At 71.1% G+C, this 14,726-nt stretch carries 13 protein-coding genes; 10 read left to right on the top strand and 3 right to left on the bottom strand.

Features of this window, described 5'->3' with window-relative positions; genetic code table 11:
• Window positions 1-6: 6 nt before the first annotated feature.
• Window positions 7-1,440, bottom strand: coding sequence for a hypothetical protein (locus ACFPIJ_RS39915; RefSeq protein ID WP_380123414.1), 1,434 nt, complete (start codon window positions 1,438-1,440; stop codon window positions 7-9).
• 190 nt (window positions 1,441-1,630) lie between these two features.
• On the opposite strand from ACFPIJ_RS39915, the gene ACFPIJ_RS39910 reads away from it, so the two are divergent.
• Window positions 1,631-2,089 (top strand): GNAT family N-acetyltransferase, encoded by a 459-nt coding sequence (locus ACFPIJ_RS39910; RefSeq protein WP_380123412.1) that lies wholly within the window; start codon window positions 1,631-1,633, stop codon window positions 2,087-2,089.
• 3 nt (window positions 2,090-2,092) lie between these two features.
• Here the strand turns inward: ACFPIJ_RS39910 and ACFPIJ_RS39905 are convergent, their stop codons facing one another.
• On the bottom strand, window positions 2,093-2,680 hold the full coding sequence (locus ACFPIJ_RS39905) for a GIY-YIG nuclease family protein (RefSeq protein WP_380123410.1): 588 nt from the start codon (window positions 2,678-2,680) through the stop codon (window positions 2,093-2,095).
• Between the two features lie 60 nt (window positions 2,681-2,740).
• Window positions 2,741-4,147, bottom strand: a complete 1,407-nt coding sequence (uxaC, locus tag ACFPIJ_RS39900) for a glucuronate isomerase (RefSeq protein ID WP_380123408.1) — start codon at window positions 4,145-4,147, stop codon at window positions 2,741-2,743.
• Window positions 4,148-4,301: 154 nt separating this feature from the next.
• On the opposite strand from uxaC, the gene ACFPIJ_RS39895 reads away from it, so the two are divergent.
• The 9 genes from ACFPIJ_RS39895 to ACFPIJ_RS39855 all read left to right on the top strand — a co-directional run bounded on the left by ACFPIJ_RS39895 (window position 4,302) and on the right by ACFPIJ_RS39855 (window position 14,708).
• Window positions 4,302-5,291, top strand: coding sequence for a LacI family DNA-binding transcriptional regulator (locus ACFPIJ_RS39895; protein ID WP_380123406.1), 990 nt, complete (start codon window positions 4,302-4,304; stop codon window positions 5,289-5,291).
• Window positions 5,292-5,317: 26 nt separating this feature from the next.
• Window positions 5,318-6,532, top strand: a complete 1,215-nt coding sequence (locus ACFPIJ_RS39890) for an extracellular solute-binding protein (RefSeq protein WP_380123404.1) — start codon at window positions 5,318-5,320, stop codon at window positions 6,530-6,532.
• Window positions 6,529-7,584 carry an ABC transporter ATP-binding protein gene (locus ACFPIJ_RS39885; RefSeq protein ID WP_380123402.1) on the top strand — a complete coding sequence of 352 codons (1,056 nt, stop codon included), beginning with the start codon at window positions 6,529-6,531 and terminating at the stop codon, window positions 7,582-7,584. The genes ACFPIJ_RS39890 and ACFPIJ_RS39885 overlap by 4 nt, the downstream gene beginning before the upstream one ends.
• A complete protein-coding gene (locus ACFPIJ_RS39880) occupies window positions 7,584-8,477 on the top strand; it encodes an ABC transporter permease (RefSeq protein WP_380123400.1) in 894 nt (297 codons plus the stop codon). The genes ACFPIJ_RS39885 and ACFPIJ_RS39880 overlap by 1 nt, the downstream gene beginning before the upstream one ends.
• A complete protein-coding gene (locus ACFPIJ_RS39875; RefSeq protein ID WP_380123398.1) occupies window positions 8,474-9,295 on the top strand; it encodes an ABC transporter permease in 822 nt (273 codons plus the stop codon). Before ACFPIJ_RS39880 ends, ACFPIJ_RS39875 begins: the two co-directional genes overlap by 4 nt.
• Entirely contained in the window at window positions 9,292-10,500 is a 1,209-nt protein-coding gene (gene manD / locus ACFPIJ_RS39870) for a D-mannonate dehydratase ManD (RefSeq protein ID WP_380123396.1), read from the top strand. Before ACFPIJ_RS39875 ends, manD begins: the two co-directional genes overlap by 4 nt.
• Window positions 10,497-11,822: a mannitol dehydrogenase family protein gene (locus ACFPIJ_RS39865; protein ID WP_380123727.1), complete on the top strand. Its 1,326-nt coding sequence runs from the start codon at window positions 10,497-10,499 to the stop codon at window positions 11,820-11,822. The genes manD and ACFPIJ_RS39865 overlap by 4 nt, the downstream gene beginning before the upstream one ends.
• Before the next feature lie 70 nt (window positions 11,823-11,892).
• On the top strand, window positions 11,893-13,977 hold the full coding sequence (locus ACFPIJ_RS39860; protein ID WP_380123394.1) for a glycoside hydrolase family 2 protein: 2,085 nt from the start codon (window positions 11,893-11,895) through the stop codon (window positions 13,975-13,977).
• Window positions 13,978-14,060: 83 nt separating this feature from the next.
• Complete coding sequence (locus ACFPIJ_RS39855) at window positions 14,061-14,708, top strand: SIMPL domain-containing protein (protein WP_380123393.1); 648 nt, start codon at window positions 14,061-14,063, stop codon at window positions 14,706-14,708.
• The last annotated feature ends 18 nt before the right edge of the window (window positions 14,709-14,726 follow it).

Genomic DNA, 14,726 nt, shown 5'->3' with positions numbered 1-14,726 from the left:
CGGGCGTCAGCCGTGCTGGACCCGCTGGACGTCGCCGGCCCACCAGTCGCCGGAGATCCCGGAGGCGAGCGCGACGTCGCGGGCCGTGGTGTAGGCGGCGAGCGCACCGTCGCGATCGCCGAGTGCCTCCCGAGCCCGGCCGACCGAACCGAACAGCGCGTTGGCGCGGAAGAACCGCTCCCGGTCTTTGCCGTCCTCCGCCGTGGTGGGGGTGGTGTCCGCGGCGTCCGGCCCGGCCACCCGCACCGCCTCGTCGCACAGTTCCTGCGCCCGGGTCCGCAGCGCCGAAGTGTCGCCGGGCGTGAAGGCCCGCCGTTTCAGCAGCCGCTCGATCCCTTTGCGGGCGGTGTCGTGGCCGTACCGGCGAACCTGCTCGACGAGCCACAGATCCTCACCGGCGGCTCGCAGCGCCGTGGCCTCCGCGGCCCGGGCAAGGCCCGCCGCACGCCTGGCGTCGAGGCTGCCCGCGAACCGGACATCGTGCCAGTACGGCCCGCCGGCGAACGCCTCGGCACGGTTCCGCTTCGCGTCCGGCGCGTGGATGGTCCGCTCGACCAGGGCCCAGTCATCGTCGGCGGCGGGGTCGCCTACCGCCAGCCGGCACTCGTGCCGGGCCGCGGCCAGCTCGGCCACCCGCACCTCGCCGTCGATGCAGGCGGTCAGCCACGGGATCGCCTCGGCGTACGCCCGCTGCCGCACCAACGCCATCGCCATGTCCTCGGCCCCGCCGAGCGCCACCATGCCGGCAACGTCCTGGTCGGTCGTCAGCGCCAGCAGGAACCGTAGCGCGTCGTCGTGCTTGAGTCCTTCCGACCACATCCACTCGTTGATCGTGTGCGCGCTGAGATGGGCCAGGGCCAGCCGGTCGACCGGCTCGCTCACCCCGGCGCCGGCCTGCAACGCCTTCACCGTGCTGGTGGCGTTCCAGGACTTCCGGCCGGCGATGCGCGCCACGACCGGGCTGCGGTGCTGGACCAGCGCCAGCAACGACACCGGGACCTCGTGGTAGCCGGTGTAGTCCTCCGCGCTCGTCCACGGCGGGACACCCCAGTCGCCGTCCGTGCCCGCCAGGAGCCGGTGGATCAGCGCCGCCTCGGCCGGCTCGCCCGCCTCCTCCAGGCAGGCCGCTACGACCCGCAGGGGCGCCGCGGCGTGCTCGTCGTCGAACCGGAGCCAGTCCTGGCCCTCGTTGCCCTCACGGATGAGCGACGGGATGACGACCGGCGGCGGCAGCACCGCGGCCCAGAACCGGTGGGCCAGCACCGCGTAGGCCGACGGCCGCCCCACCACCCGCCGCTCGACCCCGCCGACCTCGACCGTGAGCTCCAGGTCCGGGCCGTCGACCTCGGCCCGGAACGCGGGCACCGGGTGCGACACCCCGAGCCAGAACTCGGCGTACCCGGCGAAGACCGCCGACAGACTCCCCACCAGTTCGGACATGCGCCGCACCATACCCAGTGCGCGCGACCTTGCAGTGATGACCGCGCGGATCGCCTGACGCGTTGCGCCGTTTCCGGAGATGTGGAAACTTCCTCCGGCAGGCCGATGAACCGGTCATCGAGATCGCCTGACCAGAGAGTCCGCCGGGCGGGCCGGGAATACACCTCGCGGGGGATCGCATACTGGACGCATGGATGCAGTGGTAGTCCGGCGCGCCGTGATTGCGGACGCCCGGCCGGTCGCCGACGTGCTCATCCGCTCCCGTCGCGCCGCCGGCGACGCCATCCCTGCCGCGGTCCACCCGGACGCCGAGATACGGGAGTGGGTCCGCACCGTCGTCATTCCCGGACGAGAGGTGTGGCTGGCGGAGGACGCCGACGGCCGGGCGCTGGGGGTGCTGGTCCTGGACGGGGACTGGGTGGACCAGCTCTACGTCGAGGCGGACGTCACCGGCATGGGGTTGGGGTCCCGCCTCATCCAGCTCGCGAAGTCGCGCAGGCCGGCGGGGCTCCAGCTGTGGACGTTCGCGACCAACACCGCCGCGCAGCGGTTCTACCTTCGCCACGGCTTCACCGTCGTGGAAACGACCGACGGGTCCGGCAACGAGGAGAAGGCCCCCGACATCCGGTTCGCCTGGACCGGCGCGTAGCGGTTACGGCGCCGGCGAGGGATCGTCCGGGCGGCTGCTGGTGTTGTACGCGTGCTTGGCGGCGACCACGGCCGCCTGGAGGTGTTCCGGGTCGACGCCGTGCACGTTGAGCGGCGGGTGCAGGCGCTGGACGAGCACGGCCTCGATGGTTGCCGGCTCCGGGTCCTCCGCCCAGGTCAGGCGCAGGTGCGCGTGCATCCACGCGGTCAGCCGCGTCTCGTCCTCAGGAACCAGGACGACGCGATCGGTCCAGATCGTCCGGTATCCCTCGGCCACGAGCAGCCCGGCCAACGTACGGCGCAGCGTCGAGCTGCCCGACCGCCGCAGATGGTTGCGCAGGATCCGGCCCCGCAGGCTGGTCGCCCGGCCCAGATACAGCATCCGCACCGACGGGTCGCTGCCGTTCGGCGGCCCGGCGAGGTCGGGAAACGTCGAAGGAGCGGCCCACCAGGCGTAGACACCACCGCCACGGCTGAGTCGCTTGCCGGCGGCACCGAGCTCCTGCGGCACGCCGGAGAGCAGCCGCAGGGCCTCCTCGACCCGTGCTCCGTTGGTGGGGACGTCGTCGGGTCGCGTTCCGGGAATGGTCATCGAGACCATCGTAGGCGTCCGGGCCGAGCGTGGCCGGGCCGCAAGGACACCGAAGGCGCGTCAGCCGGTCGGGCGGGCGTAGACCTCGCGGGGGATGGTGTAGGCGAGGTCGACGGCGGTCTCCACGGCCTCGTCGAGGTCCAGCAGGCCACCGGCGACGAGACCGGCCAGGTGGCCGGCGTCGATGCGGCGGGCGAGGTCGTGCCGGGCCGGGATGGAGGCGAACGCCCTGGTGTCGTCGACAAAGCCGGCGGTGTTGTAGAAGCCCGCCGTCTCGGTCACCGCGGCGCGGAACCGGCGCAGCCCGTCCGGGCTGTCCAGGAACCACCACGGCGCGCCGAGGCGCACGGCGGGGTAGACGCCGGCGAGGGGGGCCAGCTCGCGGGTGTGGACGGTCTCGTCGACGGTGAACAGGATCAGCCGCAGCGCGGGGTGGCGGCCGAAGGACTGCAGCAGCGGGCGCAGCGAGCGGGTGAACTCGATGGCGACGGGGATGTCGAAGCCGCGGTCCGGGCCGTAGAGCCGGTGCGCCTCGTCGCTGTGGTCGCGCAGGACGCCGGGGTGCAGCTGCATGACGAGCCCGTCCTCGCAGGACATGGCGGCCATCTGAAACAGCATGTGCCCGGCGAACGCGGCCGCCTCCGCCGGGGTGACCCGCCCGGCGAGGGCGGCGGCGTAGATGCGGTGGGCGTCGGCGTCGCTGAGCGGGGTGGTGTCCGCGGACTCGTGGCCGTGGTCGGTGGCGAGCGCGCCCGCGGCGATGAACGCCTGCCGGCGGGCCCGCAGCGCCGCCAGGTAGCCGTCGTAGTCGTCGGTGGCGACGTCGGCGCGCTTGGCGAGAGCCGCCACGTCGGCGATCCACGACGGCCGGGCGAGGTGGACGAGGGCGTCGGGGCGGAACGTGGGGATGACCCGTGACCCCCAGCCGTCGGCGGCCAGCCGGGCATGGGCGTCGAGGTCGTCGAGCGGCGAGTCGGTGGTGGCCAGGACCTCGATGCCGAAGCGCTCGAACAGCGCGCGGGGGCGGAACGCCGGCTCGGCGAGGCGCGCGGCGAGCTCGTCGTAGAGCTGGTCGGCGGTGGCCGCGGACGGCGCGGTGTCCACGCCGAACACCTCGACCAGCTCGTGGGTCAGCCAGTAGCGCGACGGGGTGCCGCGGAAGAGCCGCCAGTTGGCGCAGAACGTCCGCCAGACCGACCGGGAGTCCGCCGCGTCCGCGCCGACGCCCAGCGCCTCCAGCGGAACACCGGCCGCGTGGATCAGCCGGGTGACGTAGTGGTCCGGGGTGATCAGCATGCCGGCGGGGTCGCCGAACGGGGTGTCGTCGGCGAGCAGGGCCGCGTCGACGTGGCCGTGCATGCAGACCAGCGGCAGCGCTCTGGTCTGCGCGTAGACGGTGCGGGCGAGCTCCCGGGTCGCAGGGTCCGGCGGCAGGGCCCGGTCGGGGTCGAGGTGGAGCTGCGGCACCGTGATGACTCCCTTGCGTCGATCCCACAAACGTTCTCATCACTGTGTGCCGACATCAGCAAGGCGTCAAGAGCGAGATCGAGGAATCTCTTGACATCGACCTACAAACGATTTCATGCTTGCCGGCACCACCCCACAACAGGGAGCGTGCCCGATGCCGGTGACGATCAAGGACGTGGCCCGTGTGGCCGGCGTGTCGCCGTCGACGGTCAGCCGCGCCCTCACCACCCCCGCACTCGTCCAGGCCGAGACCAGGGCCAGGGTCGAGCGGGCCGCCGCCGAGCTGGGCTACCAGCCCAACCGGGCGGCCCGCGGCCTGATCACGGGCCGCACCGGCAACATCGGGCTGATCGTGCCCGACCTCACCAACCCGTTCTTCCCGGGAGTCGTCAAGGGCGTGCAGAGCCGCGCCCGCGAATCGGACTTCTCGGTCTTCCTCGCCGACACCGACGAGGACCCGAGCGCCGAGGCCGGCCTGGTCCGGGCACTGAGCAAGCAGGTCGACGGCATCGTGCTCTGCTCACCCCGTATGACGGAGGAGGACCTGCGCTCGGTCATCGGCGAGACGCCGGTCGTCATGCTCAACCGCCGGGTCGGCCAGATCCCGGCCATCACCATCGACAACATCGACGGCATCCGGCAGGCGGTCGCGCACCTCGCGGCGCTCGGCCACCGGCGCATCGGCTACGTCGCCGGACCGCGGCTGTCGTGGTCCAACCGGGAACGGGCGCGGGCGCTGCGCACCACCACCAACGCCGCCGGCATCGACCTGGTCGAGATCGGCAACTTCGCACCGCAGTTCGCCGGCGGTGTCGCGGCCGCGGACCTGGTGCTCGCCGCCGGGGTCACCGCCGTCATCGCATACAACGACCTCGTCGCGCTCGGCCTGCTCAACTGGTTCGCCACCCGGGGCGTCAAGGTGCCCGAGGCGATCAGCGTGATGGGCTTCGACGACATCGTGCTCTCCCAGATGGTCAGCCCCTCGCTGACCACCGTCGCCCAACCGCAGGAGCAGATCGGTCGCGCCGGCGTCGACATGCTGTTGCAGCTGCTGGAGGACCCGGACCGCGCGGCCGCCGCGCGGCGCGAGCTCCCCTCGCAGCTCATGGTGCGCCACTCCACCGGACGCGCGCCGTCCAACTGAGATCTGAGCGTAGAAGGGAATCCGCCATGTCCCTCACCCGAAGGCACTTCACCGCGACCGCGTCCTTGCTAGCCCTCTGTCTGGTCGCCGGCTGCGGCGCCCCGACGAAGTCGACCCCGGCCCCGGCCAGCAGTGGCGACCTGCCGCTGAAGCCGGCCTCGGCGGTGACGCTGAACATCCTCGACGTCGCCGGCAACCTGCAGCTCACCCAGGGCATGATCGACGACTTCGTGGCCGCGCACGCCGACACGATCAGCAAGGTCACCTACTCCAAGGCGACCGCGCCGGAGCTCGCGCCGAAGGTCAAGGCGCAGCAGAACGCCGGCCGGGTCGACATCGACCTCGTGCTCACCGGCGTGGACGGCCTGGCCGCCGGCGTCGACCAGGGACTCTGGCAGCCGTTGCTCCCGGCGTACGCCTCGCGCCTGCCCGGTATGAAGGACTACCTGCCCGGCGCCGCCGCGATGCAGAAACTGGCCGGCGACTTCGGGGTCACCGTCACCTACTACCCGTCCGGGCCGCTGATCGAATACCTGCCCGGCAAGGTCGCGAACCCGCCGAAGAGCGCGCAGGAGCTGCTGGACTTCGCGAAGGCCAACCCGAACACCGTGCAGTACGCGCGGCCCGCGAACTCGGGGCCGGGTCGCACGTTCCTGATGGGTCTGCCCTATCTGCTGGGTGACAAGGACCCGAAGGACCCGATCAACGGGTGGGAGAAGACCTGGGCGTATCTCACGGAGCTGAACAAGTACGTCGAGTTCTACCCGTCCTCGACCAGCGAGACGATGAAGTCCCTCGCCAACGGCTCGGCGAAGATCATCGCGACGACGACGGGCTGGGACATCAACCCGCGGGTCCTCGGCCAGGTGCCGAAGGAGGCGAAGATCGGCTCGCTCAACGGCTTCCACTGGGTCACCGACGCCCACTACGCCGTCGTGCCCAAGGGCGTCTCGGCCGACAAGCAGTCCGCGATCCTGCTGCTCCTGCAGGAGATGCTGACCCCGAAACAGCAGGCGAAGGCCTACGACAAGGGCTACTTCTACCCGGGCCCGGCGGTCAAGGACGTGCCGCTGTCGATGGCGCCCGCCGACAGCCAGAAGGCGATCACCGACTTCGGCCGCACCGAGTACGACGCGCTCATCTCCGGTAACCCGCTCGAGGTCCCGCTCGACGCCAAGGCTCTCGTGGCCGCGTTCGACAAGTGGGACCGCGAGGTGGGCGGCGCGAAGGTGAAGAAGTGACCAAGTTCCAGCAGTTGCGTCTCGAGGGTGTCACCCGCCGGTTCGGCGGTCAGGACGCCCTCGTGGACCTCGACCTGACGATCGAGCGGGGCGAGTTCATCGCCCTGCTCGGCCCGTCCGGCTGCGGCAAGTCGACCGCGTTGAACTGCCTCGCCGGGCTGCTGCCGCTCACCGCGGGCCGCATCTGGCAGGACGACACCCGCCTCGACACGCTCCTGCCGGAGAAGCGCGGCTTCGGCATGGTGTTCCAGAACTACGCGCTGTTCCCGCACCTGACGGTGTGGAAGAACATCGCGTTCGGGCTGCAGATGCGCCGGCTGCCCGGGGCGGAGATCCGCCGCCGCACCGACGAGGCGATCGCCCTGGTGCACCTGGAGGAGCAGGCCCGCAAGCTGCCGGGCCAGCTGTCCGGCGGGCAGCAGCAGCGGGTCGCGATCGCCCGCGCGGTCGTGCTCGAGCCGTCGCTGGTCCTCATGGACGAGCCACTGTCCAATCTGGACGCGAAGCTGCGGCTGGAGATGCGCACCGAGATCCGGCGGCTGCACCAGGCGCTCGGCCTCACCACCGTCTACGTGACGCACGACCAGGAGGAGGCGCTGTCGATGGCCGACCGCCTGGTCGTGCTGCGCGGCGGGCGGGTCCAGCAGGTCGGCACCCCCGAGCAGTTGCACACCCAGCCGGCGAACCGGCACGTCGCGGACTTCATGGGCTTCCGCAACCTGCTGCCCATGAAGGTGGTCACCGTCGGTGTGTCCACAGTGGTCGAGGGCGGCGGGCTGACGCTGCAGGGCTCCCCGGTCGGCGACGTGCACCCAGGCGACGAAGTCGTCGCCGGGGTGCGGCCGGAGTCGCTGCGGATCGCCGAGGACGGCTTCCCCGCCACCGTCGAGGTCGTGGAGTATCAGGGGCGTGAGGTCGCCGTCGAGGTGGTCACCGACGCGGGCCGGCGGCTGCACGTGCGGACCGCGGACCGCCCGGCACCCGGCGACAAGGTCCGGCTCGCCGTCGACCCCGCGGCGCTGCTGATCTTCCCGGCCGGGGGAGCGGACTGATGGCGGCCGTGACCGAGACCCGGGCGGCGTGGACGCACCGGCTCGCCGAACGCGGCATCGACCGGCAGCTGCTGCTGCTCGGGCCGGCGCTGCTGTTCGTGGTGACGCTGTTCATCTACCCGTTCTTCTACGGCATCGGGCTGTCGTTCCAACCCGAACAGGGCGGGCCGTTCGAGGCGTACCGGTCGTTCTTCGCCGACGCCTACGAGCGCGGCACGCTCACCACCACGCTCTGGCTGTCGCTGCCGGTGGCGCTGCTCAACGTGGGCGCGTCCGTGCCGATCGCGTACCGGATGCGCGGGAGGTTCCGGGGCAAGCGGCTGCTCACCACGGTGCTGGTCGTGCCGATCACCCTCGGTACGGTCCTCACGGCGCAGGGGTTGCTGAACTTCCTCGGCCCGACCGGCTGGTTCAACCGCACCCTGATGGCGCTGCACGTGATCGACGAGCCGGTCCGGCTCACCCACAACTACTGGGGCGTGTTCTTCTCCCTGGTCATCACCGGGTTCCCGTTCGCGTTCCTGCTGGTGCTGTCCTACCTGTCGGGGATCGACCCGACCCTGGAGAAGGCCGCGGCCACCCTCGGCGCCGGCTGGGCGCAGCGGTTCCGGCGGATCACCCTGCCGCTGCTCGCGCCCGGCCTCGCGACCACCTTCTGCCTGACGTTCGTGCTCGCGTTCAGCGTGTTCCCGTCCGCCGTCCTCGTCGGCGACCCGGCGGGGGAGACCAGGGTCATCTCGATCGCGGCCTGGCACGCCGGCTACGAGCAGTACGACTACCCGAAGGCGTCCGCGATCGCGGTCGTCATGGGCCTGGTCGAGCTGGTCGTCATCGCCGCCGTCCTGGGCTGGCGGTCGCTGCTGTACACCGGATCCACGGGAGGCAAAGGATGAAGCGACCAGGCGCTTTGGTGGTGTGGGGCGTCGTTGCGTTCTTCTTCATCAACCTCGCCGGGCTGGTGCTGTCCGTCGTCGTGAGCTCGTTCGGCACGCAGTGGTTCGACACCTGGCTGCCGTCCGGGTTCACCGGCCAGTGGTACGGCGAGGCGTGGCGCGACTTCGGCCTGCTGCCCGTGCTCATCACGACCCTGGAGGTGTCCGCGCTCGTCGTCGGGATCTCCGTCCTCGTGGGGGTGCCCGCCTCCTACGTGCTGGCACGGCGCTCGTTCCCCGGCCGGCGGGTGCTGTACCTGCTGTTCCTCCTGCCGATCCTGATGCCGCCGATCACCTACGGCATCCCCCTGGCGACCGTGCTCTACAAGTACGGGTTCGCCGGGCACCTGACCGGCGTGGTCCTGGCCAACCTGGTGCCGTCGGTGCCGTTCGTCATCCTCACCATGACCCCGTTCATCGAGCAGATCGACCCGGCGATCGAACGGGCCGCCCGCATGTGCGGCGCCGGCACCCGCCAGGTGTTCGTGCGGATCCTCGCCCCGCTGCTCGTCCCCGGCATGCTCGCCGCGTCGATCCTCGTGCTGGTGCGCACCGTCGGCATGTTCGAGCTGACGTTCCTCACCGCCGGACCCGACTCCACGACGCTCGTCGTCGCGCTCTACAACTCCATGTCGGCCGCCGGGATCCGCGCGCAGCAGGCCGTCGACGCCATGGCCGTCATCTACACCGGCACGATGCTCGTGCTGCTCGTCCTGGCACTGCGCCTGGTGAACCCGACCCAGCTCGTCGCCAGGGTCAAGGAAGAGGACCCCGCATGAGGATCACTGAGGCCCGGGTGATCGTCACCTGCCCGGACCGCAACTTCGTCACCCTGAAGATCATCACCGACGATGGCGTGACCGGGGTCGGCGACGCCACCCTCAACGGCCGCGAGCTCGCCGTCGCCAGCTACCTCACCGACCACGTGGTGCCGCAGCTCATCGGCCGGGACCCGACCCGCATCGAGGACACCTGGCAGTACCTGTACAAGGGCGCGTACTGGCGGCGCGGCCCGGTCACGATGTCCGCGATCGCCGCCGTGGACACCGCCCTGTGGGACATCCTCGGCAAGCTCGCCGGGCTGCCCGTCTACAAGCTCATCGGCGGCCGCTCCCGCGAGGGCGTCACCGTCTACGGCCACGCCAACGGTGACACCGTCGAGGACGCGCTCGTCGAGGTCGCCCGGTACGTCGACCTGGGCTACCGCGCGATCCGGGTGCAGACCGGTATCCCCGGCATGGCCAGCACCTACGGGGTGAGCAAGGACAAGCTCTTCTATGAGCCCGCCGACGCCGCGATCCCCACGGAGAACGTCTGGTCCACGTCGCGCTACCTCAACCACGTGCCGACGGTGTTCAACCGGGTCCGCGACGAGTTCGGGCCGGACGTGAAGCTGCTGCACGACGTACACCACCGGCTCACCCCGATCGAGGCGGCCCGGCTCGGCAAGTCGCTCGAACCCTTTTCGTTGACGTGGATCGAGGACCCCGTCCCGGCCGAACTGCAGGAGGGGTTCCGGCTCATCCGCCAGCACACCACCACCCCCGTCGCCGTCGGCGAGGTGTTCAACACGGTCTGGGACTGCGAGCAGCTCATCCGCGAGCAGCTCATCGACTACATCCGGGCCACCGTCGTGCACGCCGGCGGCATCACCCACCTGCGGCGCATCTTCGACCTGGCGGCGCTGCACCACGTGCGGTCCGGCTCGCACGGCGCCACCGACCTGTCCCCGGTCTGCATGGCGGCCGCGCTGCACGTCGACGTCGCCATCCCCAACTTCGGACTGCAGGAGTACATGCGGCACACCTCGGCCACCGACGAGGTCTTCCCGCACGGGTACCACTTCGAGGGCGGCTACCTGCACCCGTCCGAGGAGCCGGGCCTGGGCGTCGACATCGACGAGGAACTCGCCGCGCAGTACCCCTACAAGCCGGCGTCACTGCCGGTGAACCGCCTCGAAGACGGGACGATGCACAGTTGGTGACCCGGCTCTCCCGCCACGACCTGTCGTTGCCGGCCGGCGTCCGCGCGCCGTCCTACGACCTCCGCGACGTCACCGTCGGCATCGTGCACCTCGGCGTCGGCGCGTTCCACCGGGCGCACCAGGCCGTCTACACCGACGCCGTGCTCGCCGCCGACCCGACCTGGGGCATCAGCGGCTACACCCAACGCTCCGCGACGGTCCGGGACCAGCTCGCGCCGCAGGACGGGCTCTACACCGTCCTGGAGCGCGGCGCCGGTGCCGCGCCGCCGCGGGTGATCGGCGCGCTGCGCGAGATCCGCACCCAGGACGAGGACGGCGGGCCCGCCGCCCGGATCGCCGACCCGCGCGTCCGCCTGGTCACGCTCACCGTCACGGAGAAGGGATACCGGCCCGACAGCCCGGCGGTCGGGCGGCTCGTCGCCGGCCTGGAGCTGCGCCGCCGCGCGGACGCCGGGCCGATCAGCGTCCTGTCGTGCGACAACCTGACCGCCAACGGCGCGACCCTGCGCGGCCGCGTGGCCGAGCACTGCGCGGGACTGCCCGACGGTGACCGCCTGCTCGACTGGATCGGCACGTCGGTGGCGTTCCCGTCCTGCGTGGTGGACCGGATCGTGCCCGCGACCACCGCCGCGGACAGGGCGGTCGTCACGGCCGCGCTCGGGGTGTGCGACGAGGGCGCGGTCGTCGCCGAACCTTTCAGCCAATGGGTCATCGAGGACACCTTCGCCGCCGGCCGGCCGGCCTGGGACGCCACGTACACCACCGACGTCGCGCCCTACGAGGCGGCGAAGCTGCGGCTGCTCAACGCGACCCACTCGCTGCTCGCCTACACCGGCGCCCTCGCCGGCCACGACACGATCGCCGACACGATGACCGACCCGGTCCTCGCCGACGCCGCACACCGGCTCATGACCGAGGACGCCGCGCCGACCCTGACCCTGCCCGACGGCTTCGACCTGCCCGGCTACCAGGACTCGATCCTGCGCCGGTTCGCCGACCCCGCGCTGGGCCACCGCACCACCCAGGTCGCGGCCGACGGCTCGCTGAAACTGCCGATCCGCCTGCTCGGCACCGCCCGCGACCGGCTCGTCGCCGGAGCGACTCCACAATGGACAGCGCTCGCCGTCGCCGCGTGGATGGTGTACGTCGCGACCCACCAACCCGTCGACGACCCGCTTGCCGAGACCCTCGCCGCCGCGACCGCCGGACGGTCCAAGCCGGCCGACCTGGTCGACTCGCTCCTGCCCGTCTTCCCCGAGGACCTCGGCCCGTCGTGGCGCGGGCTGCTCATCGAACACACCGCACGCCTGCTGCACAACTGAACCCGGCACCTCACCGCTGTCCCGCCCCGGGGCGGCGCGTACCGCCATACGTCCCGTTCGGGAGTGAACAATGCGCAGGATCCTCACGTGGCTCGCCGCGGCCGTCATGGTCGTGGCGGCCAACGTGGTCGCGGCGCCCAGCGCGTCCGCGGCCACGTACACCCCGCCCGCGCTGCGGCAGCGGGTCGACCTCAACAGCGGCTGGCGCTTCAACAAGGGTGACGTCGCCGGCGCCGAAGCCACCACCTTCAACGACAGCGCGTGGCAGCAACTCTCCGTCCCGCACACCTGGAACGCTCTTGACGGGGCGGACGGCGGGAACAACTACTACCGCGGCGTCGGCTGGTACCGCCGGCACTACACCGTCCCGGCCGCGTTCGCCGGCAAGATGCTGTTCCTGCAGTTCGCCGGCGCCAACCAGGTCGCCGACGTGTGGGTCAACGGCACCTACCTCGGCAAGCACTCCGGCGGTTACTCCCGCTTCCGCTTCGGCGCCACGTCGGCGCTCAAGGTCGGGCAGGACAACGTCATCGCGGTCAAGGTGAACAACGCGAACAACGCCGACATCGCCCCGCTGTCCGCCGACTACAGCTTCGACGGCGGCATCTACCGCAACGTCAGCCTCCAGGTCGTCGACCCCCTGGCGGTGCGGATGCTGGACTCCGCCGGTCCCGGCGTCTACCTGCGGCAGCGGTCGGTCACCGCCGCGTCCGCGACCGTCGACGTGACGACGAAACTGTTCAACAACAACGCGTCCAGCCGCTCGGTGGTGGTCCGGACCGTCATCACCGACGCCACGGGCACCGTCGTCGCGGACCAGTCGCTGCCGGCCCGCACCGTGGCCGCCAACGCCGGGGTCGACGTCGTTTCCTCGGTGACGATCGCCAACCCGCACCGGTGGGACGGGCTCGCCGATCCCTACCTGTACAACGCGAACGTCGAGATCCGGTCCTCGGGCGTGGTCACCGACGTGGTCACCGAGCCGCTCGGCCTGCGCACCTTCAGCGTGGACCCGAACACCGGTTTCAGCCTCAACGGCCACCCGTATGACCTGCACGGCGTCAACCTGCACCAGGACCGCGCCGGCGTCGGCTGGGCCGTCAACGACGCGCAGCACACTGCTGACTTCGACCTCATCCAGGAGATCGGCGCCACCACCATCCGCATGGCGCACTACCAGCACGACCAGAAGGACTACAACCTCGCCGACGAACGCGGCCTGGTCGTGTGGGCGGAGATCCCGCTGGTCAACGACACCACCAATTCCGCCGCCTTCACCGCCAACGCCCGCCAGCAGCTGATCGAGCTCATCCGGCAGAACTACAACCACCCGTCCATCGTGTTCTGGGGCATCGGCAACGAACAGCGCGTCGACAACACCGCCACGAACACGCTGCTGGACAGCCTCGCCGGACTGGTGGACACCGAGGACCCGGACCGCGTCTCGGTCTACGCCAGCTGCTGCGTCAGCGACACCGGCGCCGTCAACAACCACGCCGAGGCCAGCGGCTACAACAAGTACTTCGGCTGGTACAACGGCTCGTACAACGACCTCGGCGGCAATCTCGACAGCCTGCACGCGGCGAACCCGTCGCGGCGCATAGCCCTGTCCGAGTACGGCGCCGGCGCCAGCACCGTCCAGCACGCCCTCAACCCGTCGCCGCCGAGCCCCGGCGGTCAGAACCACCCGGAGGAGTACCAGGCGCTGCTGCACGAGGCGTCGTGGAAGCAGCTCGACGCGCGCCAGTACATCTGGGGCACCTACGTGTGGAACATGTTCGACTTCGCCTCCGACGGCCGCAACGAGGGTGGCCAGCCGGGCATCAACGACAAGGGGCTCGTCACCCGGGACCGGGTCACCCGCAAGGACGCCTTCTACTTCTACAAGGCCAACTGGGCCGCGACCCCGACCCTGTACATCACCAGCCGGCGCTGGGCTTCTCGCACGACGGCGGCGACGGAGCTGAAGGTGTACTCCAACGCGGGCACCGTCACCGCCACCCTGAACGGTGTCTCGCTCGGCTCCAGGACCAGCACCGACCACATCTTCAAGTGGACCGGCGTGACCCTGCGAGCGGGCGCCAACACGGTCCAGGTGACCGCGACCGTCAACGGCACCCCGGTCACCGACACGGTGACCTGGACGTTGAGCTGAAATTCGACGCCGCGGCAACCTTCCGGGGTCGCCGCGGCGTCGTTCCGCTCGGACCGCGTCCCGCTACGGATTGGATTGCGTACATGCAGATGATCGAACGACCATGGGGTGTCACCGCATACGGCACGGCGAGCGTGAAGGCGCTGCCCGACCTGGTTCGCGTCCGGTTCAAGATCGTCAACCGGGAGCAGACGCCCTCGGCCGCGTTCGACGTCGCGAGCGCCGCGGTCAGCGCCGTGCGGACCGCGCTGCGCAGCCAGGGCGTCGCCGACTCGGCGGTCAAGGCCTCCCGGCTGAACCTCGCGACGAGCACCGAGTACATCGACGGCGCCCACCGGTTCGCCGGTTACCGCTGCGTGGCCGCGTTCTCCGTCGAGTCGACCGACCTCGACGGCGTCCAGCAGCTGCTGGTCGATCTCGTCGCCGCCGGCGCCAACGAGATCGAAGGCGTCGACTTCGACGTCACCACCAAGCGGGAACTGCGCGCCGAAGCCCGGCGCAAGGCCGTCGCGGCCGCCCGTGCCAAGGCGGAACTGTACGCCGACGCCGCCGGCGTCCGCCTCGGCGCGGTGCTGCACATCGAGGACGTCGACGTCGACGGGCATGGCCAGGAGCGGTACAAGAGCGGCCACTCCTACGCCTCCGACGCTGCGGCCGATCAGGACCTCGCCCCCGGCCACGTCATCGTCAACGCAGCCGTGACGCTGGGCTTCGCCATCAGCCACGAGTGACCCACCGCCTTCCGTGAT

This window comes from Dactylosporangium cerinum, from assembly GCF_042653625.1.
GTDB lineage: Bacteria > Actinomycetota > Actinomycetes > Mycobacteriales > Micromonosporaceae > Dactylosporangium > Dactylosporangium cerinum.
Note: the sequence above shows the minus strand (reverse complement) of the source record. Positions and strands in the feature narration are given on the sequence as shown.

Excerpts from the sequence above, each read along its gene's own strand:
- ACFPIJ_RS39895 (WP_380123406.1), top strand. The coding sequence starts at position 4,302 with ATGCCGGTGACGATCAAGGACGTGGCCCGTGTGGCCGGCGTGTCGCCG.
- ACFPIJ_RS39860 (WP_380123394.1), top strand. The coding sequence starts at position 11,893 with ATGCGCAGGATCCTCACGTGGCTCGCCGCGGCCGTCATGGTCGTGGCG.
- ACFPIJ_RS39910 (WP_380123412.1), top strand. The coding sequence starts at position 1,631 with ATGGATGCAGTGGTAGTCCGGCGCGCCGTGATTGCGGACGCCCGGCCG.
- ACFPIJ_RS39880 (WP_380123400.1), top strand. The coding sequence starts at position 7,584 with ATGGCGGCCGTGACCGAGACCCGGGCGGCGTGGACGCACCGGCTCGCC.
- ACFPIJ_RS39875 (WP_380123398.1), top strand. The coding sequence starts at position 8,474 with ATGAAGCGACCAGGCGCTTTGGTGGTGTGGGGCGTCGTTGCGTTCTTC.
- ACFPIJ_RS39890 (WP_380123404.1), top strand. The coding sequence starts at position 5,318 with ATGTCCCTCACCCGAAGGCACTTCACCGCGACCGCGTCCTTGCTAGCC.
- ACFPIJ_RS39915 (WP_380123414.1), bottom strand. The coding sequence starts at position 1,440 with ATGTCCGAACTGGTGGGGAGTCTGTCGGCGGTCTTCGCCGGGTACGCC.
- ACFPIJ_RS39905 (WP_380123410.1), bottom strand. The coding sequence starts at position 2,680 with ATGACCATTCCCGGAACGCGACCCGACGACGTCCCCACCAACGGAGCA.
- manD (WP_380123396.1), top strand. The coding sequence starts at position 9,292 with ATGAGGATCACTGAGGCCCGGGTGATCGTCACCTGCCCGGACCGCAAC.
- ACFPIJ_RS39855 (WP_380123393.1), top strand. The coding sequence starts at position 14,061 with ATGCAGATGATCGAACGACCATGGGGTGTCACCGCATACGGCACGGCG.